The following is a 25,638-nucleotide window of genomic DNA, read 5'->3' as shown; positions in this document are numbered from 1 at the left end:
GCCGATGCACAAGACCCTGATCGTGACCAACGACTTCCCGCCCCGCCCCGGCGGTATCCAGGCGTTCCTGCACAACATGGCACTGCGGCTCGACCCGGAGCGGCTGGTCGTCTACGCCTCCAGCTGGAAGCGGAGCCGGGACGCCGTCGAGGCCACGGCCGCCTTCGACGCGGAGCAGCCCTTCAAGGTCGTCCGGGACCGTACGACGATGCTGCTGCCGACGCCCGGGGCGACCCGGCGGGCGGTCGGCCTGCTGCGCGAGCACGGCTGTACGTCGGTCTGGTTCGGGGCGGCGGCGCCGCTCGGCCTGATGGCACCGGCACTGCGCAGGGCGGGCGCCGAGCGGCTGGTGGCCACGACCCACGGCCACGAGGCGGGGTGGGCCCAGCTGCCCGCGGCCCGGCAGTTGCTGGGGCGGATCGGTGAGACGACGGACACGATCACCTACCTCGGCGAGTACACGCGCTCGCGCATCGCGACCGCGCTGACGCCGCAGGCGGCCTCGCGGATGGTGCAGCTGCCGCCGGGGGTGGACGAGAAGACTTTCCATCCGGAGTCGGGCGGCGCCGAGGTCCGGGCCCGGCTCGGGCTGACGGACCGGCCAGTGGTGGTCTGCGTCTCCCGGCTGGTGCCGCGCAAGGGCCAGGACACGCTGATCCTGGCCATGCCCCGCATCCTCGCCGCCGAGCCGGAGGCCGTGCTGCTGATCGTCGGGGGCGGCCCGTACCTGAAGGACCTGCGTCGGCTGGCGCACGAGACGGGCGTCGCCGACTCGGTCCGGTTCACCGGTCCGGTTCCCTGGTCCGAGCTGCCCGCGCACTACGGCGCCGGGGACGTCTTCGCGATGCCGTGCCGGACGAGGCGGCGGGGTCTCGATGTCGAGGGCCTCGGGATCGTCTACCTGGAGGCCTCGGCGACGGGCCTGCCGGTCGTGGCCGGGGATTCGGGCGGGGCGCCGGACGCGGTGCTCGACGGCGAGACGGGTTGGGTGGTGAGGGGCGGCTCCCCGGAGGAGGCGGCCGACCGCATCGTCACGCTCCTGGGAGACGCCGAACTGCGCCAGAGGATGGGCGAGCGGGGCAGGGATTGGGTCGAGGAGAAGTGGCGCTGGGACCTACTGGCGGAGAAGCTGCAAACGCTGCTGTAGTGCAACGCCCTTGATCTTCAGGGGCACGGGGCTGTATCACTGTGCGGCTCCGCCGCGTGGGCGCGACAAGCCACGGACAACCCGCACCCGCCCACGGCGAATACGTGGCACCCCACTAGGCGGAACCGAATAATCCGCACATGCTGCGCACATGACAGCAAACCTGATGCAGCGTCAGCTGACAAGACGTCAAATCCTCGGAATGGCGGCCCTCCAGACGGCCGCCGCCCTCGGCTTCACCCGCATCGGCCTCCAGTCCGCCCGCGCGGCCGAGCCCGACGCAGTCGAATCCGCCCCCGCGATCGTCATCGGCTCCGGCTACGGCGGCGCGGTCGCAGCCCTCCGCCTGGGCCAGGCGGGCATCCGCACGGTCGTCCTCGAAATGGGCCGCCTCTGGAACACCCCCGGCCCCGACGGCAAGCTCTTCTGCTCCACCAGCGCCCCCGACCACCGCTCCATGTGGTTCCGCACCCGCACCGAGGCCCCGCTCGCCACCTTCCTCTGGCTGGACGTCGTCAACAAGGACATCAGCTCCTACCCCGGAGTCCTGGACCGCGTCCGCTACGACCACATGTCCGTGTACGTCGGCCGGGGCGTCGGCGGCGGCTCCCTGGTCAACGGCGGCATGGCGGTCACCCCGCTCCAGTCCTACTTCGCCGAGCAGTTCCCCACCGTGGACACCGCGGAGATGTACGGCACGTACTTCCCGCGCGCCCGCTCCATGCTCGGCGTCAACACCGTCGACCCCGCGTGGTTCGAGTCGACCGAGTGGTACCGCTTCACCCGGATCTCCCGCAAACACGCGGCCAACACCGGCCTGAAGACCACGTTCGTGCCCAACGTCTACGACTTCGGGTACATGCAGCGCGAGGCGGCCGGCACGGCGACCAGGTCCGCACTGGCGGGCGAGGTCATCTACGGCAACAACCACGGCAAGCGCACCCTCGACAAGACGTATCTCGCCTCGGCGCTCGGGACCGGGAACGTCACCATCCACACCCTGGAGCGGGTGAAGTCGATCAGCAGGGCCGCCGACGGGACGTACGTCCTGTCCGTCGACCGGATCGACGACACCGGCGCCGTCGTGGAGACCAAGGAGTACGGCTGTACGTACCTCTTCCTCGGCGGCGGCAGCATCGGCACCACCGAACTCCTCGTCCGCGCCCGGGAGTCGGGCACCCTGCCCGCCCTGGACGCGAGCGTCGGCACCGGGTGGGGCACCAACGGCAACGTGATGCTCGGGCGGGCCAACCACGTTCCCGCACTCGGCGAAGAAGCTGCGGTGGGTGAGGACACAGCCCTTGGGGCGCCCGGTGGTGCCGGAGGTGTACACGATCGTCGCCGGGTCGTCGGCCTTCGCCTGCGAGCTGCGCTCCTCGACCGTGGCGTCGCCGATGTCCTGCCCGAGCCGGCCCAGCTCCTCGACGCCGCCGGCCTCGATCTGCCAGACGTGCTTGAGCGCGGGCAGCTGGTCGCGCACCGACTCGACGGCGGCCGTGTGGTTGTCCAGCTCCGTGATCATGGCGGTGGCGCCCGAGTCACTGAGGATCCACTGCACCTGCTCCGGGGAGCTGGTCTCGTACACCGGCACGGTGACCGCGCCCGCCGACCAGATCGCGAAGTCGAGGAGGGTCCACTCGTAGCGGGTGCGGGACATCAGGCCGACCCGGTCGCCCGGCTGGACCCCGGCGGCGATGAGCCCCTTCGCGGCCGCGCGCACCTCGGCGAGGAAGGCGGTGGCCGTCACGTCCTGCCAGGCACCGCCCACCTTGCGGGCGATGACGGCGACGTCAGGGTGCTGCGCGGCGTTTCTGCGGACGATGTCGGTCAGATTGCCGTCCGCAGGGACCTCGTACAAAGCCGGAAGGCTGAACTCGCGCAAGACTGCTGCTCCTCATAGGGCGCCGGCGCCACGACGTTGTGTGATGCGACGGTGCGGTCCAAGGCTCGGGCAGGTGCTCTGGAATTCACATGTTGAAATCCAGAGCACGACTGGACCGACCGGACGTTACCCGCCGGTATGGCTTCTTCGACAGGGGGTCCCGGCGAGATGTTCGCTGCGTCACACGGTTTGGTGCTTCTGCGCGCACAGTAGTCGAGCGGTCTGACGACTGGCCAGTAACCATCGGTCCGCCCGGCACTGTTCACGTATGCCGCACACGCCTACCCTTGATCGTCATGGCACCGACACCGACGGGAAACCGCAGGACGCGCGTCCATGTGGTCAGCGACGTACACGGCAACGCCCGCGACCTGGCCAGGGCCGGCGAGGGCGCGGACGCCCTGATCTGTCTGGGCGACCTGGTGCTGTTCCTGGACTACGCCGACCACTCGCGCGGCATCTTCCCCGACCTGTTCGGGGTGGAGAACGCCGACCGCATCGTGGAACTGCGCACCGCCCGGCGCTTCGACGAGGCGCGGGAGCTCGGCAGGCGGCTGTGGGCCGGGATCGGCTCGGACCGGGGCCCGGTGATCGAGAAGGCGGTCCGCAAGCAGTACGCCGAGATGTTCGCGGCGTTCCCGACACCGACGTACGCCACCTACGGCAATGTCGACATGCCGCCTCTGTGGCCGGAGTACGCCGGTCCGGGCACGACGGTGCTGGACGGGGAGCGGGTGGAGATCGGGGGCTGGGTCTTCGGCTTCGTCGGCGGCGGCCTGCGTACCCCCATGCGCACCCCCTACGAGATCAGCGACGAGGAGTACGCGGCGAAGATCGAGGCCGTGGGCGAGGTGGACGTCCTGTGCACGCACATTCCGCCGGAGGTCCCGGAGTTGGTGTACGACACGGTGGCGCGGCGCTTCGAGCGGGGGAGCCGGGCGCTGCTCGAGGCGATTCGCCGTACCCGCCCCCGTTACTCCCTTTTCGGTCATGTGCATCAGCCGCTGGCCCGGCGGATGCGGATCGGGGCGACGGAGTGCGTGAATGTGGGGCACTTCGCCGGGTCGGGGAAGCCGTGGGCGCTGGAATGGTGAGTGAATTCGGGCGGGGTGGGCGTTTTCGCGACGACGGCGCAGGTGGGGGTGAAGTCGGCCGGTCGGGCGCGCGGTAGCCTTCACGCTGCACACGCGTGCGCACCACGACTTCATACCGGCCCGCATCTGGAGGAGCCACGGCGATGGCGGAACACACCAGCTCGAGCATCACGATCGAGGCGGCACCGGCCGATGTCATGGGGGTGATCGCCGACTTCGCCCGCTACCCGGACTGGACCGGCGAGGTGAAGGAGGCGGAGGTCCTCGCGACGGACCCGCAGGGCCGCGCCGAGCAGGTCCGCCTCGTCATGGACGCCGGCGCGATCAAGGACGACCAGGTGCTGGGGTACACCTGGACCGGCGAGCACGAGGTCTCCTGGACGCTGGTGAAGTCCCAGATGCTGCGGTCGCTCGACGGCTCGTACATCCTCAAGCCGGCGGGGGCGGGTTCGACCGAGGTCACGTACCAGCTGACGGTGGACGTCAAGATCCCGATGCTGGGGATGATCAAGAGGAAGGCCGAGAAGGTCATCATCGACCGGGCGCTGGCTGGGCTGAAGAAGCGGGTGGAGTCGGGGCGGTAGTTTCTCGCCCCCGCCGCCCCTACCCGTCCCGTCCCGTCCCTGGGGGCTGCCGCCCCCAGACCCCGCTTCGGCCCTTAAAGGGCCTCGTCCTCGAACGCCGGACGGGCTGGACGGTCGGCTACGGTTCACCCCCATGCGCACGATCCTGATCACGGGCCCTGGCGGCAGCGGCCGTACCACCATCGCCGCCGCCACGGCGCTCGCCGCCGCCCGCGAAGGCACCCGCACCCTCGTCCTCGGCGCCGACCGCACCGACACCCTGGGCGCGGCGCTCGGCGTGCGGACGGGAGCGGCTCCCACCAAGGTCACCGAGAACCTCGCCGCCTGGCGCCCCGACGCCGCCACCGGCTTCCGGGACGACCTCGCCGCCTTCCAGGAACGCGCCGCCTCCGCCCTCGACCTCCTCGGCGCCTCCCGCCTCGACCCGGAGGAGGTCACCCCCCTCCCCGGCGCCGAGGAACTCGCACTGCTCCGTGCCCTCCGCGACGCCGCGCTCGCCGAGGCCCATGACCTCCTCGTCGTCGACCTGCCGGCCACCCCGCAGGCTCTCGCCCTGCTCTCCCTGCCCGAAGAGCTGCGCCGCTATCTGCGCCGGCTGATCCCGGCCGAACGGCAGGCCGCCCGTGCCCTGCGGCCCGTCCTCGGCCGGCTGGCCGGGGTACCGATGCCCGCGGAGTGGCTGTACGAGACCGCGGCCCGCTGGGACGTCGAGCTCGCCGCCGTGGAGGCCGTCGTCGCCGACCGCGACACCGTCGTACGGCTGGTCGCCGAGCCGGGCCCGGGCGGCGCCGACGCCGTGCGCGCCGCCGGCCTCGCCCTCGCGCTGCGCGGCCTGCGCCCCGACGTGCTGATCGCCAACCGGGTCCTGCCGGAGGCGGAGGCGGCGGCCGGGAGCTGGCTCGCCGGGCCCGTCGCCCAGCAGCGCAAGGTCCTGGAGGAGTGGCGGGAGGAGGGCCACGAGGTCCACGACATCGCCCACCTCGGGCGGGATCCCCGTGGCGCCGACGACCTCGCCGCCCTCGCCGTGCCCGCCGTCAACGGCACCTCCTCCACCGTCGAGTGGCCCGTCACCGACCGGCTCGCCGACGACGGCGTCCTCGTCTGGAGCATCCCCCTGCCCGGCGCCGAACGCGACGAGCTCGACCTCATCCGGCGCGGCGACGAACTCGTCGTCACCGCGGGCCAGTTCCGGCGTATCGTGCCGCTGCCGTCAGCCCTGCGCCGGTGCGGGGTGGACGGGGCCGCGCTGCGGGACGGCGAGCTGCGGATCCGGTTCGCGCCGGACCCGGATCTATGGCCGCGGACACGGTGAAGCAGGTACGGCCGTTCGGGTAACGTCGGAGAGACGAACCGTAGTCAGGAGTCCGTCATGAGCGAAGAGCTCCCCCCGTCCGAAGCCACCGAGCGGAAGGCTGTCGACGAGGAGCGGGCGACCGACGCCGACGCCTGGGCGACGGCGTGCGCCGAGGACCTCGCGGCGGAGAAGGCCCGTCGCCGTGGGCAGCACGGCCCGCCCCCGGGCTCGGCCGCCGAGGAACTGCGCAAGCTCGTCGACGCCGTCGCGGACAAGCTCTCGACCATCCAGTCCCCGCTGCTCGGCGCGGTCGCCGGACCCGCCGCCCAGCAGGTGGTCAAGCAGGTCGTGGAGCAGGCCAAGGCCGCCGTCGAGCCCGTCATCGAGCGCAACCCGGACGTCTTCGACCACCTGGCCGCTGCCGGCAACGAACTCCTCGCCGCCTACCGCTCCGCGGTCCAGAACCAGGAACGGCGCTGGACGAGCCCCACGAACGACGCCCAGGAGCTGGACGAGCTCGACGACGACAAGCGCGACCCCGGCGAGGGCACCGGCCCCGGCCAGCGCATCGACTTGGACTGACGTCCCCCTCGGGTACGGTTGGCCATAGCGGGGCTCGACCGAAACTGAGGGATTCATGGGACTCACCATCGGCGTCGACATCGGCGGTACCAAGATCGCGGCCGGTGTGGTCGACGAGGAAGGCAACATCCTCTCGACCCACAAGGTGCCGACCCCGGGCACGCCCGACGGGATCGTGGACGCCATCGCCTCCGCGGTGGAGGGCGCGCGCGCCGGGCACGAGATCGTCGGCGTGGGTATCGGTGCGGCCGGATACGTCAACCGTCAGCGCTCCGAGGTCTACTTCGCCCCCAACATCGACTGGCGCAACGAGCCGCTGAAGCAGAAGGTCGAGACCCGCGTCGGCCTCCCGGTGGTCGTCGAGAACGACGCCAACGCGGCCGCTTGGGGCGAGTACAAGTTCGGCGCGGGCAAGGGCCACCGCAACGTCATCTGCATCACCCTCGGCACCGGCCTCGGCGGCGGCATCATCATCGGCAACAAGCTGCGCCGCGGCCACTACGGAGTCGCCGCCGAGTTCGGCCACATCCGCATGGTGCCGGACGGCCTGTTGTGCGGCTGCGGCAGCCAGGGCTGCTGGGAGCAGTACGCCTCCGGGCGCGCTCTCGTCAGATACGCCAAGCAGCGCGCCAACGCCACCCCCGAGAACGCCGAGATCCTGCTCGGCCTGGGCGACGGCACCCCCGACGGCATCGAGGGCAAGCACATCTCCATGGCCGCCCGCCAGGGCGACCCGGTCGCCGTCGACTCCTACCGCGAACTCGCCCGCTGGGCGGGCGCCGGCCTCGCCGACCTCGCCTCCCTCTTCGACCCGTCCGCCTTCATCGTCGGCGGCGGCCTCTCGGACGAGGGCGAACTGGTCCTCGACCCGATCCGCAAGTCCTACAAGCGCTGGCTGGTCGGCGGCAACTGGCGCCCGGTGGCCGACGTCATCGCGGCCCAGCTCGGCAACAAGGCGGGCCTGGTCGGCGCGGCGGACCTGGCCCGGGAGCCCGACCCGATCATGTAGCTCACGGTCATGTGACGCCCTCAGGGGCGCGGGGCTGTATATACATGCGGCTCCGCCGCGTGGGCGCGACAAGCCACGACGAACCGGCAGTCGCGCACTCACCTCGCGCCCCGAGCCATTGGGCGTAGATTGACCCGCATGGCGCTGTTGCCCAACTCCCACACCGAGCCCGACGGTTCAGCCGTCATCCGCGTCCTCAGCTACAACATCCGCTCGATGCGCGACGACACCACGGCCCTCGCCCGCGTCATCAGCGCCTGCGCCCCCGACCTGGTCCTCGTCCAGGAAGCCCCCCGCTTCTTCCGCTGGCGCAAGAAACTCGCCCGCCTGGCCCGCGCGGCGAACCTGGTGATCCTTTCCGGTGGCGCCACCGCGTCGGGCCCCGCTCTGTTGTGCTCCCTGCGGGCCACCGTCGAACGCACCGAGGACGTCCTTCTCCCCCTCACCCCGGGCCTGCACCGCCGCGGCTTCTCGACCGCCGTGGTCCGTTACGGCGGCGCCCGCCTCGGCGTCCTCAGCTGTCACCTCAGCCTCCAGAAGGACGAGCGTTACGAGCAGGGCGGCATGCTCCTCGACCGGCTGGCCGCCATGGGCGTGGAACACGCGATCGCGGGCGGCGACCTGAACGAGCGGCCCGGCGGCCGTACCTTCCGCCGCATCGCCGCCGGCCTCCAGGACTGCTGGGCCACCGCCCCCTGGGGCACCGAGTACACCTCGACCCCGATCGACCCCCACCAGCGCATCGACGCGATCTTCGCCACCAAGGGCATCGAGGTGGTCGGCTGCGGCGTTCCCCTCGGCCAGCCCGGAGTGACGCAGACAGACCTGAGGGCGGCCACGGACCACCTTCCGGTCCTGGCCGCCCTCAGGGTGCCCGCCACCGCGTAGTTACGGCCGCTGCTTCACCTTGTCGACGACGGCCCAGCTGTCGAGGTACGAGAGCTGGGTGTACGTCTTCATGGACGCGCCGTCGCCCGAGGTGCGCTCGTCACGGAAGCCGAGGAACCGGTACGTCCTCGGGTCGAAGACGAAGTAGCCGCCGAAGCCCCCGGCCCCCGGCTGCGTCGGGTCGTCGTACGTGATGGCCACGCCGATGCGACCCTTCGCGTCCTGCTGGTTCGGCACCGCCTTCACCCCGGGCACCATCCCGAGCGCCTCGTACGCCGCCGGGCGCAGCCCCTCCGGCATCACCGGTACCAGCTTGAGCAGCCCGGCGAGGCTGAAGTGGATGTGCGACCAGGACTCGTCGTCGATGTCGTCCAGCGAGTCGGTCTTCCCGCCCATGGCCCAGTCGCGGTTGATCTCGAGGATCAGCTTCTTCGGATCGGTCGGCAGCTTCCGCAGCGTGCCCCAGTCCTGTGGGGGCCAACTGCTCTGGTTCTCCTCCAGCGGCGGCGACCACCATCCGTTGCCGATTTCCATGATCCAGGACTTCTTCGAGCCGTCGACCGACCGCCAGTTCTCGTCGACGTAGCTCTTCGTCTCACCGGTCTTCTGGTTGGTCTCCTTGATGATCTCCTTGGTGTAGATGAACTGGTCGTCACGCGGGGTGACCGTCCGCTCGTGCCTGCGCTCGTAGGCGGCGGCCCCGTTGAGCACGGTCTGCGCGCTCACGTTCTGCATGACCGGCGCGCTGGTCGCCGGCGGGTTCGCCGTCCGGCCCCGGCCCGCGCCGCCGTCGTCGCGCACGGCGACCAGGACGCCGGCGGCGACGGCCGCGGCGAGCGCGCCGGTCAGGGCGATGCGCAGGACCGGGCGGCGCGGCCGTACGACCGGAGCGGGCCGGTCCATCGCGGCGAGCAGGCGGGACCGCACCCGCTGCCGGGTCGCGGCGTCGAGGGGCGGGGCCCCCGGGTCGAAGTCCCTCAGTTCTCGCAGTTCGTACAGCTCTTGCGGTTCGTCGATGTCACGCATGGGCGTCTGCCTCTCGGAATGCCGTCGGATCGGATCCGCCCAGTGCTTCGCGCAATCTGCTGCGAGCCCGGTGCAGCCTGGATCTGACCGTGCCGACGGGCACGCCGAGGGCCTGGGCCGCCTCCTCGTAGTCGAGGCCGGCCCAGGCCACCAGCAGTACGACATCGCGGTGCCGGGCGGACAGCCCGGACAGCGCGGCTGCCAGTTCCCGGCGCACCCCCGTGGCACCGGCCCTGGAAACCGCCCGGTCGGCGACCGGCTCCTCGTGCTCCACCGGCTCCGGCAGCCGGGCGAGCGCCTTGAACCGGCGCGCCTCGGCCCGGCGGTGCCGGCTCACGAGGTTCGTCGCGATGCCGAACAACCAGGGGCGGGCGTCGTCCCGCCCCAGGTCGTAGGTGTGGCGCCGCTGGAAGGCGGTGATGAAGGTCTCCGCCATCAGATCCTCCGCCGCCTCGGGACCGAGCCGCCGGGCCGTGTAACGGTGCACGGCGTCGGCGTACCGGTCGTAGAGCGCGGCGAACAGCTCGGGCTCGTCCCGGGACCGTGCGATCACACGGGCATCACTCTCCTCGCGCTCCTCGTCGCGGGTGCCGACGCCCGGTGGTCCGACGGTCATCGGGGCTCCTTTCGTTCGTCTGAACGCCTCGAAGGCTTGGGCTTGTTCGGGTTGTTCACCTCTTCTTCGCCGGTCGGCGGAATCGGGTTCCCTTTTTCGGATCTTTTCGGTGCGGTGCGGTTCGCAGATGTCCGAGGTGCCTGCGAGGGCCGTACGCAGACACGCGAAAGCCCGTCCGGAGCGTCTCCGGACGGGCCCTCACCGGGGTGTGTCAGACGACCGCGCCGCGTCCCGGGTCGTCGTCCTCGTCGTCGTCCGTCTTCATCCGCATCACCAGCGTGGCGAACCCGCCGAGGAACCCGCCGATGCCCAGCGTGGCCAGCCACCACGTCATGTCCCAGCCGAACAGGACGGCGAGCAGCAGCAGGACCGGCCCGCCGACCACGGCGAGCCAGGCGAACTTCGCGGTCGGGTCGGCGGCGGGCAGCGGCGGCGGCTCCGGCGGTACGAAGTGGCCCTCGTCGTCGGTGTCGAAGTCGTCCTCGGACGGCTCCGGCGCGGTGTAGTCGCGCGGCCCGGCGCCGACGCCGGGCGCGAAGGAGACGGAGCTGCCCAGCGGCCTGGCCGGCTTGTCCTCCTTGGACTTCCCGTCCTTGTCGTCCTGCTCGTCCCGGCTGCCCTTCGCGTCCTCGGACCGGTCGTCCGCCCCGTCGTCGTCCGGGTCGGACTCCAGCAGCGCCAGGTCCTCCACCGACTTGAACGGCTTCGCACCCGGCGGGTCCTTCGGCTCGTCGCCGTACCCGGCGACGATCGCGGCCCAGGCGGCGTCCTCGTCGAACGGGACGTGCTGCTCTTCCGGCTCGCGATCGTCGCGGTCCTCGCGCCTCTCGCGGTCGGAGTCGTGCTCAGCCACGTGCGGTCGTCCCTTCTTTGCCCACGCCGGTTGCGAGCCGGCCGATGAACCCGAGGCTCTCCTCGAAGATCCGGTCCGCGTCATGGTCCAACGTCGCCACGTGGTAACTCTGTTCCAGCACGACCTCCGTTACGTCCGTCGACGACACCCTGCTCAGGATCCGGGCCGAGTCGGCGGCCGGCACGATGTGGTCCCGGTCGCTGCGCAGGAGCAGCAGCGGCTGGGTGACCTGCGGCAGCTCGCCGTCGACCAGGCGGAAGAAGTTCCGCAGGGAGTGGGCCGCGTGCAGGGGCACCCGGTCGTAGCCGACCTCGACGGTGCCTTCCTTCGCTATGTCACTGGCGATCCCCCGCGTCGTGCGGACGAGGTGGCGGGAGACCGGAAGGGTGTACGCGGACAGGCCGTGCACCTTGTTCGCCGGGTTGACGACGAGCACGCCGGCGATGTCCTCCCCGTGCTTCGCGGCGAGCCGCAGCGCGAGGGCGCCGCCCATGGAGAGGCCGGCGACGAAGACCCGCTCGCAGCGGTCGCGCAGGGTGCGCAGGGCGCGGTCCACCTCGGCGTACCAGTCCTGCCAGCCGGTGAGCGCCATGTCCTCCCAGCGCGTGCCGTGCCCCGGCAGCAGCGGCAGCGCGACGGTGAGCCCGCGCTCGGCGAGATACTCCGCCCAGGGGCGCAGCGACTGCGGGGAACCGGTGAAGCCGTGGCAGAGGAGGACCCCGACCTCCCCGCCCTCATGGCGGTATGGCTCGGCTCCAGGAAGGACCGGCACCTTACGGTCTCCTGTTCGTGAGAGGGACGGTGTGCTTCACCGTACGCGACGGTACTGACACCGACCAGGGTCGTCGGACTCTTTGACAGTGCTCCGGGTTAAGGTCTGATCGACAGACACAGGAGGCACTCGGTTGTTGTACGGCGCGATGAAGGTGACCATCGGGGGACCATTGAAGGTCGCCTTCAGGCCCTGGGTGGAAGGCCTGGAGAACATTCCCGCCGAGGGCCCCGCGATCCTCGCGAGCAACCACCTGTCCTTCTCCGACTCGTTCTTCCTGCCCGCGGTCCTCGACCGCAAGGTGACCTTCATCGCGAAGGCCGAGTACTTCACCACTCCGGGCGTCAAGGGCCGGCTGACGGCCGCGTTCTTCAAGGGCGTCGGCCAGCTGCCCGTGGACCGCTCCGGAGCGCGCGGGGCGGGCGAGGCGGCCATCAAGAGCGGAATAGACGTCCTGGAGCGCGGTGAGCTGTTCGGTATCTACCCGGAGGGCACCCGCTCGCCCGACGGGCGGCTCTACCGGGGCAAGCCCGGCGGCCTCGCACGCGTGGCGCTCGCCACCGGAGCGCCGGTCATCCCGGTCGCCATGATCGACACGGAGAAGATCCAGCCGCCCGGCAAGGTCATGCCGAAGCTGATGCGCCCGGGCATCCGGATCGGCGAGCCCCTGGACTTCAGCCGGTACCAGGGCATGGAGCACGACCGGTTCGTGCTCCGCGCGGTGACCGACGAGGTCATGTACGAGATCATGAAGCTCTCCGGCCAGGAGTACGTCGACATCTACGCGACCGCCGCCAAGCGGCAGATCGCGGAGGCGGCGAAGGCCGAGAAGGAACAGGCGCGCAAGAAGAAGGAACAGCCCGAATAGGGTCGGCCGCAGCCGAGCCGAGGGGGCAAAGGGGTGGGGGCAAGTGGCCGAGCGTGAGCGGGTCATGAGGATGTCCGTCGAGCAGCCGCTGTGGCGTGCGCTGACCGGCTACCGGGTGCTGACCATGGTGTACGCGATCGGGCTGTTCATCAGCGCGTACGACGAGGTCGCCAGGCCCTGGGTCGCCATCGCCTACTTCGCCGTACTGGCCGTCTGGACGCTGGCCACCCTGCCCAGGGTCGCGAACGCCGCGAACTGCACCAAGCGGTTCCTCGCCGTGGACCTCACCATCGCCCTGGCCGGCATCCTGCTCACCCGGCTCGCCGAGACGCCCGCGCGGATCGACGCCGGGGCGCCGACCCTGCCGTCGATATGGACCGCGGGCGCCGTGCTGGCGTTCGCCATCAAGGGCGGCTGGCGCTGGGCTGCGTTCGCCTCGACGCTGGTCGCCGCCGCCAACCTGGTCCACCGCTCCGGCGTGCCGACCCGCGACACCGTCCACATGGTGCTGCTCGTCTGGATCGCCTCCATCGCCATCGGGTACGTCGTCGAGGTCGCCCGCGCCTCCGAGCGCACCCTCGCCCGTGCCCTGGAGATCGAGGCGGCCACGCGTGAGCGGGAGCGCCTCGCCCGGGACATCCACGACAGCGTGCTCCAGGTGCTGGCGATGGTGCAGCGGCGCGGCGCGGTCATCGGCGGCGAGGCGGCCGAGCTGGGCCGCATGGCCGGCGAGCAGGAGGTGGCGCTGCGCACGCTGGTCTCGGGCGGGCTGGTACCCGTGTCGCGGGTGTCCGAGGACGCCGCGGACGGGGCGGTCGTACGGACCGTGGAAGAGCCCGACGACGCCACCGGTCCCGTCGATCTCCGCGCGCTGCTCGCCCCGTACGCGGGCGCCAAGGTGAACCTCGCCGAGCCCGGCGCGCCGGTGCCGCTTGCGCCGGTCGCCGCGCGGGAGCTGGCCGCGGCCGTGGGGGCCGCCCTGGACAACGTCCGCAAGCACGCGGGGGAGCACGCGCGCGCGTGGATCCTGGTCGAGGACGAGCCCGACGCGGTGATCGTCACCGTGCGGGACGACGGCCCCGGCATCCCCGAGGGCCGGCTCGCCCAGGCCGAGGGGGAGGGGCGGCTCGGCGTCGCCCTGTCGATCCGGGGGCGGCTGCGGGAGCTCGGCGGCAGCGCCGAGCTGATCTCGGTGCCGGGCCAGGGCACCGAAGTGGAACTGAAAGTACCGAAGGACAGCAGCGCTTCACGGGGGAAGGCGGAGCAGCGATGACGGACACCGCGAGCGGACCGGACGGACAGCAGGGCTCGATCAGGGTCATGGTCGTCGACGACCACCCCATGTGGCGCGACGCGGTCGCCCGCGACCTGGCCGAGTCCGGCTTCGACGTGGTCGCCACCGCGGGCGACGGCGACCAGGCCGTACGCCGCGCCAAGGCCGCCGCCCCCGACGTCCTCGTGCTCGACCTCAACCTGCCCGCCAAGCCCGGCGTCCAGGTCTGCAAGGAGCTCGTCGGCCACAACCCGGCCCTGCGCGTCCTCGTCCTGTCCGCGAGCGGCGAGCACGCCGACGTCCTGGAGGCGGTGAAGTCCGGCGCCACCGGCTATCTGCTGAAGTCGGCGTCCACGGAGGAACTGCTGGACGCGGTGCGCCGTACCGCCGTCGGTGACCCGGTGTTCACGCCCGGCCTGGCCGGACTCGTCCTCGGCGAGTACCGCCGACTCGCCTCCGACCCCGGGCCCGCCGCCCCCGACGCCGACCAGCCCAAGGCCCCGCAGCTCACCGAGCGCGAGACCGAGGTGCTGCGGCTGGTCGCCAAGGGCCTGAGCTACAAGCAGATCGCCGAACGCCTGGTCATCTCCCACCGCACGGTCCAGAACCACGTGCAGAACACCCTCGGCAAGCTCCAGCTGCACAACCGCGTGGAGCTGGTGCGGTACGCGATCGAGCGGGGCCTCGACGAGGGGTGATCGTCGGCCGTCGGCTTGACGGCGCGTAAACCGAACATCCGGCGGTTCACCGGAATTGCCGGTCCGACCCATCCCGCTGTGACCTGGATCACCACTAGCGTGACCTCACCAGGCAACCGCGGCGAAGGGACATTTCCATGCGGGTCGGAGTACTGACCGGAGGCGGCGACTGCCCCGGTCTCAACGCCGTCATCCGGGCCGTCGTCCGCAAGGGCGTGCAGGAGTACGGCTATGACTTCGTCGGCTTCCGGGACGGCTGGCGAGGTCCGCTCGACAACGACACCGTCCGTCTCGACATCCCCGCCGTGCGCGGCATCCTGCCCCGCGGCGGCACCATCCTCGGCTCCTCGCGCACCAACCCCCTGAAGCAGGAGGACGGCATCCGCCGGATCAAGGAGAACCTCGCCAAGCAGGAGGTCGAGGCGCTCATCGCCATCGGCGGCGAGGACACCCTCGGCGTCGCCGCCCGGCTGTCCGACGAGTACGGCGTGCCCTGCGTCGGCGTGCCGAAGACGATCGACAACGACCTGTCCGCCACCGACTACACCTTCGGCTTCGACACCGCCGTGGGCATCGCGACGGAGGCCATCGACCGGCTGCACACCACCGCCGAGTCCCATATGCGCGTCCTGGTCTGCGAGGTGATGGGCCGTCACGCCGGGTGGATCGCCATCCACTCCGGCCTGGCCGGCGGCGCCAACGTCATCCTCATCCCCGAGCAGCGCTTCGACGTCGACAAGGTCTGCGCCTGGATCACCTCGCGCTTCAAGGCGTCGTACGCCCCGATCGTGGTCGTCGCCGAGGGCGCCATGCCGAAGGACGGCGACATGGTGCTGAAGGATCAGTCGCTGGACTCCTTCGGACACGTCCGGCTCTCCGGGGTCGGCGAATGGCTGGCCAAGGAGATCGAGAAGCGTACGGGCAAGGAAGCCCGTACGACGGTCCTCGGGCACATCCAGCGCGGCGGCACCCCGAGCGCCTTCGACCGCTGGCTCGCCACCCGCTTCGGGCTGCACGCCATCGAGGCGGTCCGCGACCGCGACTTCGGCAAGATGGTCGCCCTGCGCGGCACGGACATCGTCCGCGTCCCGATCGGGGAGGCCACGGCCAAGCTGAAGACGGTGGATCCGAAGCTGTACGAGGAGGTCGGGGTCTTCTTCGGCTGACCGGGCGGCCGAGCGGTTTCCGACGGCTGCTTTCCGCCCGGCGACACGGGGTTATGGGTCGTATATTCGGCCCATAGCCCCTATGAAACGGGAGCAGCCTTGGAGATTCTCGCCTTCGGCGTGCAGGCGGACGAGAAGCCCCTGATCGAGCGGGCCTTCCAGGGCCATCACGAGGTCCGTTGCCTGGACGTCTTCCTCAACGAGGACACCGCCCCGATCGCCACCGGCTACGAGGTGGTCTGCACCAGCGTCAACTGCGACCTCGGCCATCGCGTCCTGCAGACCCTCGCGGCCGGCGGCACCCGGATGGTCGCCCAGCGCTCCACCGGCTTCAACAACATCGACCTCAAGGTCGCCGAGCGCCTCGCCATGACGGTCGCCCGGGTCTCGTACTACTCGCCCCACTCCGTGGCCGAGTTCGCCTGGACCCTCGCCATGGCGGTCAACCGCCGCATCGTCCGCGCCTCCACGCGCACGCGTGACTTCGACTTCCGCCTCGACGGCCTGATGGGCCGCGACATGCACGGCCGCACCGCAGGCGTCCTCGGCACCGGCAAGATCGGCGAGGCCTTCACCCGCATCGCCCACGGCTTCGGCATGCACCTGCTCGGCTGGGACGTCGCCGAGAACCCCGCCTGCCTGCAACTAGGCATGCGCTACGTCCCCAAGGAGCAGCTCCTCGCCGAGTCCGACCTGGTCAGCCTGCACGTCCCGCTCCTGCCGGAGACGCGTCGGCTCATCGACGCGGACGCCCTGAAGTCGATGAAGGACGACGCGATCCTCATCAACTCCAGCCGCGGCGGCCTCATCGACACCGCGGCCCTCGTCCACGAGCTGCGCGAGGGCCGCTTCACGGGAGTCGGCCTGGATGTGTACGAGGCGGAGGCGGGCCTGTTCTTCCTCGACAAGTCCCTCCAGGCCGTCGAGGACGACACCCTGGCCCGCCTCGTCACCTTCCCGAACGTCCTGGTCACCTCGCACCAGGCGTACTACACCCGGGACGCCGTCGGGCAGATCATCGAGACCACGCTGAAGAACGTCCTCGACTACAGGGCGGGCCGCCGCTCCGAGAACGTGCTGGTGCCGCGCAGCTGACCCACCAGATCGCGTACGACGGCGGCGCCGTTCAGCGTCAGGATCGACTCGGGGTGGAACTGCACACCGGCGAAGCCCCCGCCCCGTACGGCATGCACTTCCCCGTTGTCGGCCCGGCTGACCTCGATGCCGTGCTCGGCGAGTTCCGCGTACTCCTCGTCGTCGCAGCGCGCCACGAAGCTGTTGTAGAAGCCGACCGTCTCCGGCCGCCCGAACAGGTCGATCGTCGTCTGCGCCCCCTGGTACGGCACCTCCTTCCGGACGATCTCCAGCCCCAGCTCGGCCGCGATCAGCTCGTGCCCGAGGCAGACGCCGAGCACGCCGTGCCGGTGGTTGCGGATGACCTCGGCGGTCAGGTCCCGCAGGAACCGCATCTTCGGGTCGGTGCGGTCGGACGGGTCGCCCGGCCCGGGGCCGAGCACGACCGGCCCCTCGTGCGCGAGCACCGTCTCCCGCAGGCCGGGCTCGTCGTAGCGCCGTACCGTCACCTCCAGGCCGCTGGACCGCAGCACATGGGCCAGCATCGCCGTGAAGGTGTCCTCGCCGTCCACGACCAGGGCGTGTCCGGTGAGCTCCTCGGACCGCTCCTGCATCCGCAGCCAGAACGGGGCCAGCGAGGCCCGGCGTCCGTCGAGCGCGGCACGCACGCGTGGGTCGTCGGCGAGATGCACGCGCGCGTGCTCCTCACTCGACCGGGACGGGCGTACGCCCAGCGCCGCCAACACCCCCGCCGCCTTGGCATGGGTCTCCGCGACCTCGCTCGCCGGGTCCGACCCGCGCACGAGCGTGGCGCCGACCGGCACCCGCAGCCCGCCGTCCGCGTCGATGTCGGCGGTGCGGATGAGGATGGGGGAGTCGAGGGTCTGGGCGCCACCGGAGTCCCGGCCGATCAGGGCCAGCGCACCGGCGTAGTACCCGCGCCCGCCGACCTCGTGCCGCTCGATCACCCGGCAGGCGTTCTGCACCGGCGAGCCGGTCACGGTGGCCGCGAACATGGTCTCCTTCAGGACGTCCCGCACATCCAGCGAGGACTTCCCGCGCAGCTCGTACTCGGTGTGCGCGAGGTGGGCCATCTCCTTCAGCCGGGGCCCGACGACCACCCCGCCCATGTCGCCGACGGTGCACATCATCTTGAGCTCCTCGTCGACGACCATCGACAGCTCCTCGATCTCCTTGCCGTCGGCGAGGAAGTCGAGCAGATGCTCGGGCGTCGGCCCCTCGGCGGGATAGCGGTACGTCCCGCTGATCGGGTTCATGACGACGGTGCCGCCGGACATCCGCACATGCACCTCGGGGCTCGCCCCGACCAGTGTCCGCTCCCCTGTGTGCACGACGAACGTCCAGTACGCGCCCCGCTCGCCCACCAGCAGCCGCCGGAAGAGACTCAGGGCATCGGCGCGTCCGAACCCGGCGATCTCCCCCTCGTACGTCCGCCGGATCACGAAGTTCGCGCCCTCGCCCCGCCCGATCTCCTCCCGCAGCACGCGCCCGACGATCTCCGCGTACTCCTCGTCGCCGACGTCGAAGCCACCGCCTTCGACGCGCACGTCGTGCGACGGGAGCTGCTCCAGGGCGTCGGCGAGCGGAACGCCATACGACTCCTCGGGCGTCAGCACCGTCAGGGGCGTGCCGTCGTCGCGGACGTCGAAGCCGCGCTCGCGGATCTGGCGGAAGGGGACGAGGGCGAGGCCCTCGTCGGGGAGGTCGGCCAGGCGGTCGTATGTGCTGACCGGGCCGATCAGGACCTCGACCGTGTCGTGCTCATGGCCCGGTGTGCGGCGGCGCAGCAGGGCGAACGGGCGGGGATCGTCCAGCAAGCCGAGCAGGTTCATGGGTCCGTGCTCCTTCTCAGTGAGACTCGGTGGTACTCAGTGGGAGAGGAACGACCCCGGGAAACGCCGAAGGCCGCCCCTCGGGCGGCCTTCGCGAAGTCTTGCGTACGCGCAGTCAGTGGGCCGCCGGATGAGCGGTCCACCACCAGTTCTGGGTCGAGTGCGCGAACATGCCAGGCACCCTACCCCATGTCCGAGTCGTGTACCTCGTGTCTCAATTGCTGGGCATGGGGCAGGACGCCCGACACGACCCCGTAATGTTGAGGCGTGACCGTGAACGCTAAGACCAGCGCGAGCGCTGGCAACACCTGGCGAAACCTGCCCGCGGCGCAGCAGCCCGAGTACCCCGACCCCGAGGCTCTGCGCGCAGTCGTTGCGGAGCTGGAGTCGTATCCGCCGCTCGTCTTCGCGGGCGAGTGCGACCAGCTGCGCGCCCGGATGGCGTCCGTCGCCAAGGGAGAGGCGTTCCTCCTCCAGGGCGGCGACTGCGCCGAGGCCTTCGACGCCGTGTCCGCCGACCACATCCGCAACAAGCTCAAGACCCTGCTCCAGATGGGCGCCGTGCTGACGTACGCCGCCTCGGTGCCGGTCGTGAAGGTCGGCCGTATCGCCGGCCAGTACTCCAAGCCGCGCTCCAAGCCGACCGAGACCCGCGACGGCGTGACGCTGCCGACCTACCGCGGCGACTCCGTCAACGGCTTCGACTTCACCGAGGCCGCCCGCGTCCCGGACCCCGAGCGGCTGAAGCGGATGTACAATGCGTCCGCCTCCACGCTCAACCTGGTGCGCGCCTTCACCACCGGCGGCTACGCCGACCTGCGCCAGGTGCACGCCTGGAACCAGGACTTCGTGAAGTCGTCCCCGTCCGGCCAGCGCTACGAGCAGCTGGCGCGCGAGATCGACAACGCGCTGAACTTCATGCACGCCTGCGGGGCCGACCCGGAGGAGTTCAAGACGGTCGAGTTCTACGCCTCGCACGAGGCGCTGCTGCTCGACTACGAGTCCGCGCTGACCAGGGTCGACTCGCGTACGGGCCAGCTGTACGACGTGTCGGGCCACATGGTCTGGATCGGTGAGCGCACCCGGCAGCTGGACCACGCGCACATCGAGTTCGCCTCGAAGATCCGCAACCCGATCGGCATCAAGCTCGGCCCGACGACGACGGCCGAGGACGCGCTGCAGTACATCGACCGCCTGGACCCGGAGCGCGAGCCGGGCCGGCTGACCTTCATCGTCCGCATGGGCGCGGACAAGGTCCGCGACAAGCTCCCCGAGCTGGTCGAGAAGGTCACCGCCTCCGGTGCCACGGTGGCCTGGGTGACCGACCCGATGCACGGCAACACCTTCGAGGCGGCCTCCGGCCACAAGACCCGCCGCTTCGACGACGTGCTCGACGAGGTCAAGGGCTTCTTCGAGGTCCACAAGGGCCTCGGCACCCACCCGGGCGGCATCCACGTGGAGCTCACCGGCGACGATGTCACCGAGTGCGTGGGCGGCGGCGACGAGATCTTCGTCGACGACCTGCACCAGCGCTACGAGACGGCCTGCGACCCGCGGCTCAACCGCAGCCAGTCGCTGGACCTGGCGTTCCTCGTCGCCGAGATGTACAGGGACCAGTAACGGGTTCGGCTGTTACCGGCATGTGGAGTGGGGCGCGGATCACATACGATCCGCGCCCCACTCCACTTTTACGGTTCCTGTGCGACGGGTAAGGTTAGGTTAGCCTCACCGATCAAGGGGATGGCACGATTTCGATCCCGGCGGGAGGTGATCCGCGTGTACGTCTGCAGTTGCTTCGGCGTGACCGAGCAGCAGGTGAAGCAGCACGCGGAGAACGGTGCCTGTACGCCCCGACAGATAGCGTCCGCCTGCAAGGCGGGCACGGACTGTGGATCCTGCGTACGCCGTATTCAGGCGCTTCTGGGCAGGGGTGCGTGCCCGCGCCGTGAGCTGGCCGACCGGGGCCGGCCGGTGCTGTCCGAGTTGGAGACCGAACTGGACGAGGCCGCCTAGGGCCTGTCCGGTAAGCCCTAGCTCGGCTGCTCGATCTGCTGCGCGAGGTAGAGCGCCTCACCGAGCTTGTCGATGAGCTCCAGCTGCGTGTCCAGGTAGTCGATGTGGTGCTCCTCGTCCTCGAGGATCGACTCGAAGAGGTTCGCGGACGTGATGTCGCCCTTGGTCCGCATCACCTCGATACCGCGCTTGAGGCGGTCGATCGCCTCGACCTCGACCTGTCGGTCGGCCTGGAACATCTCGGTGGCCGTCTGGCCGACCCGTACATGGAACAGCCGCTGATAGTTGGGCAGGCCGTCCAGCATGAGGATGCGCTCGGTGAGCTTGTCCGCGTGCTTCATCTCGTCGATGGACTCTTCACGCGTGTACTTGGCGAGCTTGGTCCAGCCTTTGTTGTCCTGGATCCGGTAGTGCAGCCAGTACTGGTTGATCGCCGTGAGCTCGCCGGTCAGCTGCTCGTTCAGGAATTCGAGGACCTCGGGGTCGCCCTGCATGGCAGAGGCTCCTTCCAAGCGGGGGAACTGGCAGGTTGCGCCGCATGATTGCACCGGCGAGAAAGATCGTCCAGTAAGTCTTCACTTAGTAAGTAAGTGCATGCTTAGTCCAGTTTGGGCGGAATCGGAGTGGGTGGGGTCAGGTGCACTGCTTCGGGTCTGTCAGGATGGACTCATGGGTCAGCCGGTGGAGCGCGAAAGTGGAGCAGCAGCACACTCCGAGCTTCCGCCGGGGCAGCGAGTGCAGCGCGGCTGGCCGGTCACGCACTACGGCCCCGTCCCGAAGTTCCGCCCTGAACGCTGGGAGTTCAGGGTGTTCGGGGCCACCGCCGACGGCGAGAAGCACTGCTGGACCCACGAGGAGTTCGCGGCCCTGCCGTACACCACCGTCGTCGCCGATCTGCACTGCGTCACGAAGTTCAGCATGCTCGGTGCGGAGTGGGGCGGCATCCCGGCCCGTACGATCCTGGAGATCGCCCCGCCCGCCCCGGCCGTCACCCATGTGATGGTGTGGGCGGAGTACGGCTTCAGCTCCAACCTCCGCCTCGCCGACTTCGCCTCCGAGCGCACGATCTTCGCCACCCACAAGGACGGCGAACTGCTCACGGCGGAGCACGGCTTCCCCCTCCGTCTGGTCGTCCCCCATCTGTACGCCTGGAAGGGGCCCAAGTGGGTCCGCGGCGTGGAGTACATGACGGCCGACCGTCGCGGGTTCTGGGAGGAGCGCGGGTATCACAACATCGGGGACCCGTGGAAAGAGCAGCGTTACTCGTACCAGGAGGGGCCCGGGGACGGGCCCGAGCTCTGACTCCTGCATCAGTTCTTTTGGCTGTGTGGCGTTTCTTTTGGCTGGGCGTTCGGGATTTCAGCCGTGGTACTGGTGTACCACCGCATGCCCCTTGCCCCGGCCGATCATCCACTTGTTGACCGGCGTCGTCAGCACGAAGGCGACGGCGAGCGCGATCGCCAGCACCCACCAGAACAGCGGGTCGGTGAGCTCGGCGTCCATGGCGCCCGGCCAGAGCACGATCACGCCGTTGTCGACCAGTTCCATCACGGCGATGGACAGCGTGTCCGCGGCCAGCGCCACCTTGAGCGCGGCCCGCAGGCCGACGCCCGCCTTCACCACGCCCCACAGGGTGAGCGCGTAGCCGAAGAAGAAGGCGAGGGTGATCGCCAGGATCAGCGTCGGCACGGTGCTCCAGCCGAGCGCGGTGCCGATCACCATGCCCAGCACCTCGCCGATCGCACAGCCGGTGAGGCAGTGCAGGGTGGCCCGCACGGCCATCGCCCAGGTGCTTGTCGCGGCCACCTCGTGGTGGTGTGCGTGTGCCGTGTGCGCTTCGTGCTCCATGAGTGCCCCCAATGCCAGGTCACGGTTCCCGCATCGAGAAAGAACCGTATACCCCCCGGGGGTATTCATTACTCCGGCTGGGAATCCCGGAGTTTCTTCAGTCGCTCCACGTCCGCCGCGTGCCCTTCCTTCCCGCCGGGCGTCTCGATGATCAGCGGTACGCCCGCGGTGGCCGGGTGCGTCATCAGCGCCCGGAATGGGTCCTCGCCGATGTGACCTGCGCCGATGTTCTCGTGCCGGTCCTTGTGGGCGCCGACGACGTCCTTGGAGTCATTGGCGTGGATCAGCTTCAGCCGGCCCTCGCCGACGGTGTCCACCAGCAGGTCGAGCGTCTGGTGCATGCCGGACGGGCCGGTCAGGTCATGACCGGCGGCGAAGATGTGGCACGTGTCCAGGCAGACGCCCAGCTTCGGATGGGCGTCCAGCGCCTCGAAGTACGGCCCGAAGTCCCAGGTGCGCGAGCAGAGCGAGGAGCCCTGTCCGGCGGTGGACTCCAGGAGCAGGTACGGGTCGTCGTCGTGGGTCAGCTCGTCGAGCAGCGGCAGCAGGTGCTCGCGCACCTGCTTCAGGGCGACCGAGCGCTCCCGGCCGCCGGTCGCGCTGCCCGTGTGGACGACCACGCCGAGCGCCCCGATCTCCCGCCCGCGCCGCAGCGAGTGCCGCAGCGACTCCACCGACTTCTCGACCGTCGCCTCGGTGTGCGAGCCGAAGTTGATCAGGTACGGCGCATGGACGTACGCCGGGATCGACTCGGCCTCGCAGACCGTGCGGAACTCCTCGTCCTGCCGCGGATTCCCGGCGGGCGTGGCCCAGCCGCGCGGGTTGGCGACGAAGACCTGGACGGTCTCCGCCTTGAGGTCGTGGGCGTAGGTGAGCCCGACGGAGCTGAGGCCGCCGGCCACGGGGACGTGGCCGCCGACGGGGTTGCGGGAGGGGCCCGCGAGGGCGGTGCCGGACTGCTGACTTCTCACCCAATCAGGGTGTCATGCGGCTCGGCCCGCCCGGTCACCGGCCGGTGAGGAGCAGTACAGGATCCTCCCCACCGGATGGTGATCGTGCCTCACCGGATGGTGATCGTGATCGTCGACCCCTTCGGTGCCGTCTCTCCGCCGTCCACGGACTGCTTCTTGACCGTGTCGCCGAACAGCCCCAGCAGCCCCCGGTCCTCGTCGACCTCGAAGCCGGCGGCCTTCAGCTCGGCCGTGGCGTCGTCGACGTTGTCGCCGACCACGTCCGGGACCTCGATCATCTCCGGGCCCTTGGACAGCGTCAGCGTCACCGTGTCGCCCTCGGCGGCCTGGCGGCCGTTCGCCGGCGACTGCTGGGCGACCTGGCCCGCGTCGAAGTCGGAGTTGACCCGCGCGGAGGCGACCTTCACCTTCAGGCCGGCCTCCGCCAGCTCGGCCCGCGCGTCCGCCAGGCTCTCGCCGGTGACGTCCGGGATGTCCACCGGGCTGCCCTTGCTGACGGTGAGCGCGACCGCGGAGCCGGAGCGGACCTTGGTGCCGTTCCCGGGATCGGAGGAGATCACGAAGCCCCTGGGGACGTCGTCGCTGAAGGTCCGGTTCACCATGCCCGGTTCGAGGCCGCTGTCCTTGAGCACGGACCGCGCCTTGTCCAGCTTGTAACCCTCCAGGTCGGGCACCTTCACGGTCTCCGGGCCCGCCGAGATGACCAGGTTCACGGAGTCGTTGTGCCGGATGCGGGCGCCCGATCCGGGGTCCGTGCTGATGACGGTGCCCCGCTCGACGGTGTCGCTGTAGGAGCGCTCGACCTTTCCGAGCTCCAGCCCGGCGTCCTCCAGCCGGTCCTTGGCCTGCGCCTCGGTCTTGGAGAGCAGCGGCGGGACCTTGGTGAACTGCCCGGAGTTGATGTACCAGATGCCGACACCGAGACCGAGGGCCAGCAGGACGGCAGCGACGATGACGAGCGGGCCGCGCGGCGCGCGCGAGGTCCGTGACCGGCGCCCGGGCGGCGGAGGCGGAGGTGTCGCCAGCCGGCTGGTCCGGTTGAGGACGGCCTCGCGATCCGGCTCGTCCTCGTTCACCGGCAGCGGCCGCTGGATGTTCAGGGCGCGCGGGATCACGGTCGTACGGTCGTCGGCGTTGCTGTGCTCCGCCGTGAGCGCCTGCGGCGGCACCGCGTCCAGCTGGTCCGCGCTCAGCGCCGCGCGCACCTCGCGGGCCTGCGCGAGCAGCGCCACGGCGTCGTGCGGGCGGATGTCCGGGGTGCGCGCGGTGGCCGACGCGACCAACTCGTCGAGCTCGTACGCCAGGCCCGGCGCGATCGCCGAGGGCGGCGGGACGTCCTCGTGCAGGTGCTTGTAGAGCACCACGGCGGGGGAGTCGCCGTCGTGCGGTTTGTCGCCGGTGAGCATCTCGTAGAGGACGACACCGCACGCGTACACGTCGACGCGGGCGTCGGCGGCGCCGGGCTGCTCTATCTGCTCGGGCGCGAGATAGGAGACGGTGCCGAGTACGGCACCGGTGGTGCTGGTCACGGTGTCCACGGACCGCACGAGACCGAAGTCGGCGACCTTGACCCGTCCGTCATCCCCTATGAGCACGTTCTCGGGCTTCATGTCCCGGTGCACGAACCCGGCGCGGTGCGCGGCGCCGAGCGCGGCGAGCACCGGCTCCAGGATGTCCAGGGCGGCCCGGGGCTGCAGCGCCCCGCGCTCGCGCAGGACGTCACGCAGGGTGCAGCCCGCGACGTACTCCATGGCGAGATAGACGTACGACCCGTCCGTGCCCTGGTCGAAGACCTGTACGACGTTGGGGTGCGCGAGCCGGGCGACGGACTTCGCCTCACGGATGAACCGCTCGACGAACACCCCGTCGACCGCCAGCGCGGGATGCATCACCTTGAGCGCGAGGACGCGGTCGAGGCGGGTGTCCACGGCCCGGTAGACCGTGGCCATCCCGCCGACCGCGATCCGCGCGTCCACGCGATACCGGCCGTCGAGCACCTGCCCGACCAGAGGGTCCTGAAGGGTCGTATCCACGCAGGCGAGTGTACGAGCCGACGCTGACAGCCCTGCCCGTTCGGACATGATCGGAGCGGGACTGGAGCCGAGCTGTGACGGACGCCTCACTGGC

Annotated in this window: 25 protein-coding genes and 2 pseudogenes; 16 read left to right on the top strand and 11 right to left on the bottom strand. The window is 70.5% G+C overall.

What is annotated here, in order from left to right; genetic code table 11:
* The first annotated feature begins 4 nt into the window (after window positions 1–4).
* Together ABD932_RS09020 and ABD932_RS43940 are read left to right on the top strand one after the other, a co-directional pair.
* Window positions 5–1,147: a glycosyltransferase family 4 protein gene (locus ABD932_RS09020; RefSeq protein ID WP_345010406.1), complete on the top strand. Its 1,143-nt coding sequence runs from the start codon at window positions 5–7 to the stop codon at window positions 1,145–1,147.
* A gap of 166 nt (window positions 1,148–1,313) precedes the next feature.
* Window positions 1,314–2,405 (top strand): annotated as a pseudogene (locus ABD932_RS43940) (GMC family oxidoreductase N-terminal domain-containing protein); the annotation flags it as partial.
* On the opposite strand, the pseudogene ABD932_RS09010 reads toward ABD932_RS43940, so the two are convergent.
* A pseudogene (locus ABD932_RS09010) lies at window positions 2,397–3,029 on the bottom strand (AMP-binding protein); the annotation flags it as partial. The pseudogenes ABD932_RS43940 and ABD932_RS09010 overlap by 9 nt on opposite strands.
* 296 nt (window positions 3,030–3,325) lie before the next feature.
* Between ABD932_RS09010 and ABD932_RS09005 the strand changes: the two are divergent.
* From ABD932_RS09005 to ABD932_RS08980, 6 genes are all read left to right on the top strand, one after another.
* Window positions 3,326–4,123, top strand: a complete 798-nt coding sequence (locus ABD932_RS09005) for a metallophosphoesterase family protein (protein WP_345010402.1) — start codon at window positions 3,326–3,328, stop codon at window positions 4,121–4,123.
* 143 nt (window positions 4,124–4,266) lie between these two features.
* Window positions 4,267–4,707, top strand: coding sequence for an SRPBCC family protein (locus ABD932_RS09000; protein ID WP_345010401.1), 441 nt, complete (start codon window positions 4,267–4,269; stop codon window positions 4,705–4,707).
* Window positions 4,708–4,840: 133 nt separating this feature from the next.
* On the top strand, window positions 4,841–6,019 hold the full coding sequence (locus tag ABD932_RS08995) for an ArsA family ATPase (RefSeq protein WP_345010399.1): 1,179 nt from the start codon (window positions 4,841–4,843) through the stop codon (window positions 6,017–6,019).
* A gap of 57 nt (window positions 6,020–6,076) precedes the next feature.
* Window positions 6,077–6,583: a DUF5304 domain-containing protein gene (locus tag ABD932_RS08990; RefSeq protein ID WP_345010397.1), complete on the top strand. Its 507-nt coding sequence runs from the start codon at window positions 6,077–6,079 to the stop codon at window positions 6,581–6,583.
* Window positions 6,584–6,638: 55 nt separating this feature from the next.
* Window positions 6,639–7,592, top strand: coding sequence for an ROK family glucokinase (locus ABD932_RS08985; RefSeq protein ID WP_126391575.1), 954 nt, complete (start codon window positions 6,639–6,641; stop codon window positions 7,590–7,592).
* 138 nt (window positions 7,593–7,730) lie between these two features.
* Window positions 7,731–8,480: an endonuclease/exonuclease/phosphatase family protein gene (locus ABD932_RS08980; protein ID WP_345010395.1), complete on the top strand. Its 750-nt coding sequence runs from the start codon at window positions 7,731–7,733 to the stop codon at window positions 8,478–8,480.
* On the opposite strand, the gene ABD932_RS08975 is transcribed toward ABD932_RS08980, so the two are convergent.
* From ABD932_RS08975 to ABD932_RS08960, 4 genes are all read right to left on the bottom strand, one after another.
* A complete protein-coding gene (locus tag ABD932_RS08975) occupies window positions 8,481–9,506 on the bottom strand; it encodes a CU044_5270 family protein (RefSeq protein ID WP_345010393.1) in 1,026 nt (341 codons plus the stop codon).
* Window positions 9,499–10,122, bottom strand: a complete 624-nt coding sequence (locus ABD932_RS08970; RefSeq protein ID WP_345010391.1) for an RNA polymerase sigma factor — start codon at window positions 10,120–10,122, stop codon at window positions 9,499–9,501. The genes ABD932_RS08975 and ABD932_RS08970 overlap by 8 nt, the downstream gene beginning before the upstream one ends.
* A 211-nt stretch (window positions 10,123–10,333) precedes the next feature.
* Window positions 10,334–10,975 (bottom strand): hypothetical protein, encoded by a 642-nt coding sequence (locus tag ABD932_RS08965; RefSeq protein WP_345010390.1) that lies wholly within the window; start codon window positions 10,973–10,975, stop codon window positions 10,334–10,336.
* Entirely contained in the window at window positions 10,968–11,747 is a 780-nt protein-coding gene (locus tag ABD932_RS08960; RefSeq protein ID WP_345010388.1) for an alpha/beta hydrolase, read from the bottom strand. Before ABD932_RS08960 ends, ABD932_RS08965 begins: the two co-directional genes overlap by 8 nt.
* Before the next feature lie 148 nt (window positions 11,748–11,895).
* On the opposite strand from ABD932_RS08960, the gene ABD932_RS08955 reads away from it, so the two are divergent.
* The 5 genes from ABD932_RS08955 (at window position 11,896) to ABD932_RS08935 (ending at window position 16,847) form a co-directional block, all read left to right on the top strand.
* Entirely contained in the window at window positions 11,896–12,615 is a 720-nt protein-coding gene (locus ABD932_RS08955; RefSeq protein WP_345010386.1) for a lysophospholipid acyltransferase family protein, read from the top strand.
* 43 nt (window positions 12,616–12,658) lie between these two features.
* Complete coding sequence (gene macS, locus ABD932_RS08950) at window positions 12,659–13,888, top strand: MacS family sensor histidine kinase (protein WP_345010384.1); 1,230 nt, start codon at window positions 12,659–12,661, stop codon at window positions 13,886–13,888.
* Window positions 13,885–14,586 (top strand): response regulator, encoded by a 702-nt coding sequence (locus tag ABD932_RS08945; protein ID WP_345010383.1) that lies wholly within the window; start codon window positions 13,885–13,887, stop codon window positions 14,584–14,586. The genes macS and ABD932_RS08945 overlap by 4 nt, the downstream gene beginning before the upstream one ends.
* A 137-nt stretch (window positions 14,587–14,723) precedes the next feature.
* Entirely contained in the window at window positions 14,724–15,752 is a 1,029-nt protein-coding gene (locus ABD932_RS08940; protein WP_345010381.1) for a 6-phosphofructokinase, read from the top strand.
* Between the two features lie 99 nt (window positions 15,753–15,851).
* A complete protein-coding gene (locus tag ABD932_RS08935; protein ID WP_345010378.1) occupies window positions 15,852–16,847 on the top strand; it encodes a 2-hydroxyacid dehydrogenase in 996 nt (331 codons plus the stop codon).
* Here the strand turns inward: ABD932_RS08935 and ABD932_RS08930 are convergent.
* Together ABD932_RS08930 and ABD932_RS43935 are read right to left on the bottom strand one after the other, a co-directional pair.
* Complete coding sequence (locus ABD932_RS08930) at window positions 16,799–18,679, bottom strand: anthranilate synthase family protein (protein WP_345010376.1); 1,881 nt, start codon at window positions 18,677–18,679, stop codon at window positions 16,799–16,801. The two genes, ABD932_RS08935 and ABD932_RS08930, sit on opposite strands and share 49 nt — an antisense overlap.
* 115 nt (window positions 18,680–18,794) lie before the next feature.
* Entirely contained in the window at window positions 18,795–18,851 is a 57-nt protein-coding gene (locus tag ABD932_RS43935) for a trp operon leader peptide (RefSeq protein ID WP_071528813.1), read from the bottom strand.
* Window positions 18,852–18,946: 95 nt separating this feature from the next.
* Between ABD932_RS43935 and ABD932_RS08925 the strand changes: the two genes are divergently transcribed.
* Window positions 18,947–20,299, top strand: coding sequence for a class II 3-deoxy-7-phosphoheptulonate synthase (locus tag ABD932_RS08925; RefSeq protein ID WP_345010374.1), 1,353 nt, complete (start codon window positions 18,947–18,949; stop codon window positions 20,297–20,299).
* 156 nt (window positions 20,300–20,455) lie between these two features.
* Window positions 20,456–20,692: a (2Fe-2S)-binding protein gene (locus ABD932_RS08920; RefSeq protein ID WP_345010373.1), complete on the top strand. Its 237-nt coding sequence runs from the start codon at window positions 20,456–20,458 to the stop codon at window positions 20,690–20,692.
* 17 nt (window positions 20,693–20,709) lie between these two features.
* Here the strand turns inward: ABD932_RS08920 and bfr are convergent, their stop codons facing one another.
* Window positions 20,710–21,186, bottom strand: coding sequence for a bacterioferritin (gene bfr / locus ABD932_RS08915; RefSeq protein ID WP_345010371.1), 477 nt, complete (start codon window positions 21,184–21,186; stop codon window positions 20,710–20,712).
* 175 nt (window positions 21,187–21,361) lie between these two features.
* Here bfr and ABD932_RS08910 point away from each other — a divergent pair, with 175 nt between their 5' ends.
* Window positions 21,362–21,994 (top strand): sulfite oxidase-like oxidoreductase, encoded by a 633-nt coding sequence (locus ABD932_RS08910; RefSeq protein ID WP_345010369.1) that lies wholly within the window; start codon window positions 21,362–21,364, stop codon window positions 21,992–21,994.
* 57 nt (window positions 21,995–22,051) lie between these two features.
* Here ABD932_RS08910 and ABD932_RS08905 read toward each other — a convergent pair whose 3' ends face one another.
* The 3 genes from ABD932_RS08905 to pknB form a co-directional block, all read right to left on the bottom strand.
* On the bottom strand, window positions 22,052–22,540 hold the full coding sequence (locus tag ABD932_RS08905) for a DUF4396 domain-containing protein (protein WP_345010367.1): 489 nt from the start codon (window positions 22,538–22,540) through the stop codon (window positions 22,052–22,054).
* Between the two features lie 68 nt (window positions 22,541–22,608).
* On the bottom strand, window positions 22,609–23,511 hold the full coding sequence (locus ABD932_RS08900) for a deoxyribonuclease IV (RefSeq protein WP_345010365.1): 903 nt from the start codon (window positions 23,509–23,511) through the stop codon (window positions 22,609–22,611).
* A gap of 89 nt (window positions 23,512–23,600) precedes the next feature.
* Complete coding sequence (gene pknB / locus ABD932_RS08895) at window positions 23,601–25,544, bottom strand: Stk1 family PASTA domain-containing Ser/Thr kinase (protein ID WP_345010363.1); 1,944 nt, start codon at window positions 25,542–25,544, stop codon at window positions 23,601–23,603.
* Window positions 25,545–25,638: the final 94 nt, after the last annotated feature.

The sequence above is a fragment of the Streptomyces shaanxiensis genome (assembly GCF_039537145.1).
In the GTDB taxonomy this organism is placed as follows: Bacteria; Actinomycetota; Actinomycetes; order Streptomycetales; family Streptomycetaceae; genus Streptomyces; species Streptomyces shaanxiensis.
This window is presented reverse-complemented; position numbering and strand designations above follow the sequence as displayed.

What these genes read in the sequence shown, in the direction of transcription:
- ABD932_RS08910 (WP_345010369.1), top strand. Translation starts at nt 21,362, where the DNA reads ATGGGTCAGCCGGTGGAGCGCGAAAGTGGAGCAGCAGCACACTCCGAG.
- ABD932_RS08985 (WP_126391575.1), top strand. Translation starts at nt 6,639, where the DNA reads ATGGGACTCACCATCGGCGTCGACATCGGCGGTACCAAGATCGCGGCC.
- ABD932_RS08995 (WP_345010399.1), top strand. Translation starts at nt 4,841, where the DNA reads ATGCGCACGATCCTGATCACGGGCCCTGGCGGCAGCGGCCGTACCACC.
- ABD932_RS08955 (WP_345010386.1), top strand. Translation starts at nt 11,896, where the DNA reads ATGAAGGTGACCATCGGGGGACCATTGAAGGTCGCCTTCAGGCCCTGG.
- ABD932_RS08990 (WP_345010397.1), top strand. Translation starts at nt 6,077, where the DNA reads ATGAGCGAAGAGCTCCCCCCGTCCGAAGCCACCGAGCGGAAGGCTGTC.
- ABD932_RS09000 (WP_345010401.1), top strand. Translation starts at nt 4,267, where the DNA reads ATGGCGGAACACACCAGCTCGAGCATCACGATCGAGGCGGCACCGGCC.
- ABD932_RS09020 (WP_345010406.1), top strand. Translation starts at nt 5, where the DNA reads ATGCACAAGACCCTGATCGTGACCAACGACTTCCCGCCCCGCCCCGGC.
- ABD932_RS08980 (WP_345010395.1), top strand. Translation starts at nt 7,731, where the DNA reads ATGGCGCTGTTGCCCAACTCCCACACCGAGCCCGACGGTTCAGCCGTC.
- ABD932_RS08930 (WP_345010376.1), bottom strand. Translation starts at nt 18,679, where the DNA reads ATGAACCTGCTCGGCTTGCTGGACGATCCCCGCCCGTTCGCCCTGCTG.
- ABD932_RS08970 (WP_345010391.1), bottom strand. Translation starts at nt 10,122, where the DNA reads ATGACCGTCGGACCACCGGGCGTCGGCACCCGCGACGAGGAGCGCGAG.
- bfr (WP_345010371.1), bottom strand. Translation starts at nt 21,186, where the DNA reads ATGCAGGGCGACCCCGAGGTCCTCGAATTCCTGAACGAGCAGCTGACC.
- ABD932_RS09005 (WP_345010402.1), top strand. Translation starts at nt 3,326, where the DNA reads ATGGCACCGACACCGACGGGAAACCGCAGGACGCGCGTCCATGTGGTC.
- ABD932_RS08975 (WP_345010393.1), bottom strand. Translation starts at nt 9,506, where the DNA reads ATGCGTGACATCGACGAACCGCAAGAGCTGTACGAACTGCGAGAACTG.
- ABD932_RS08905 (WP_345010367.1), bottom strand. Translation starts at nt 22,540, where the DNA reads ATGGAGCACGAAGCGCACACGGCACACGCACACCACCACGAGGTGGCC.
- ABD932_RS08945 (WP_345010383.1), top strand. Translation starts at nt 13,885, where the DNA reads ATGACGGACACCGCGAGCGGACCGGACGGACAGCAGGGCTCGATCAGG.
- ABD932_RS08940 (WP_345010381.1), top strand. Translation starts at nt 14,724, where the DNA reads ATGCGGGTCGGAGTACTGACCGGAGGCGGCGACTGCCCCGGTCTCAAC.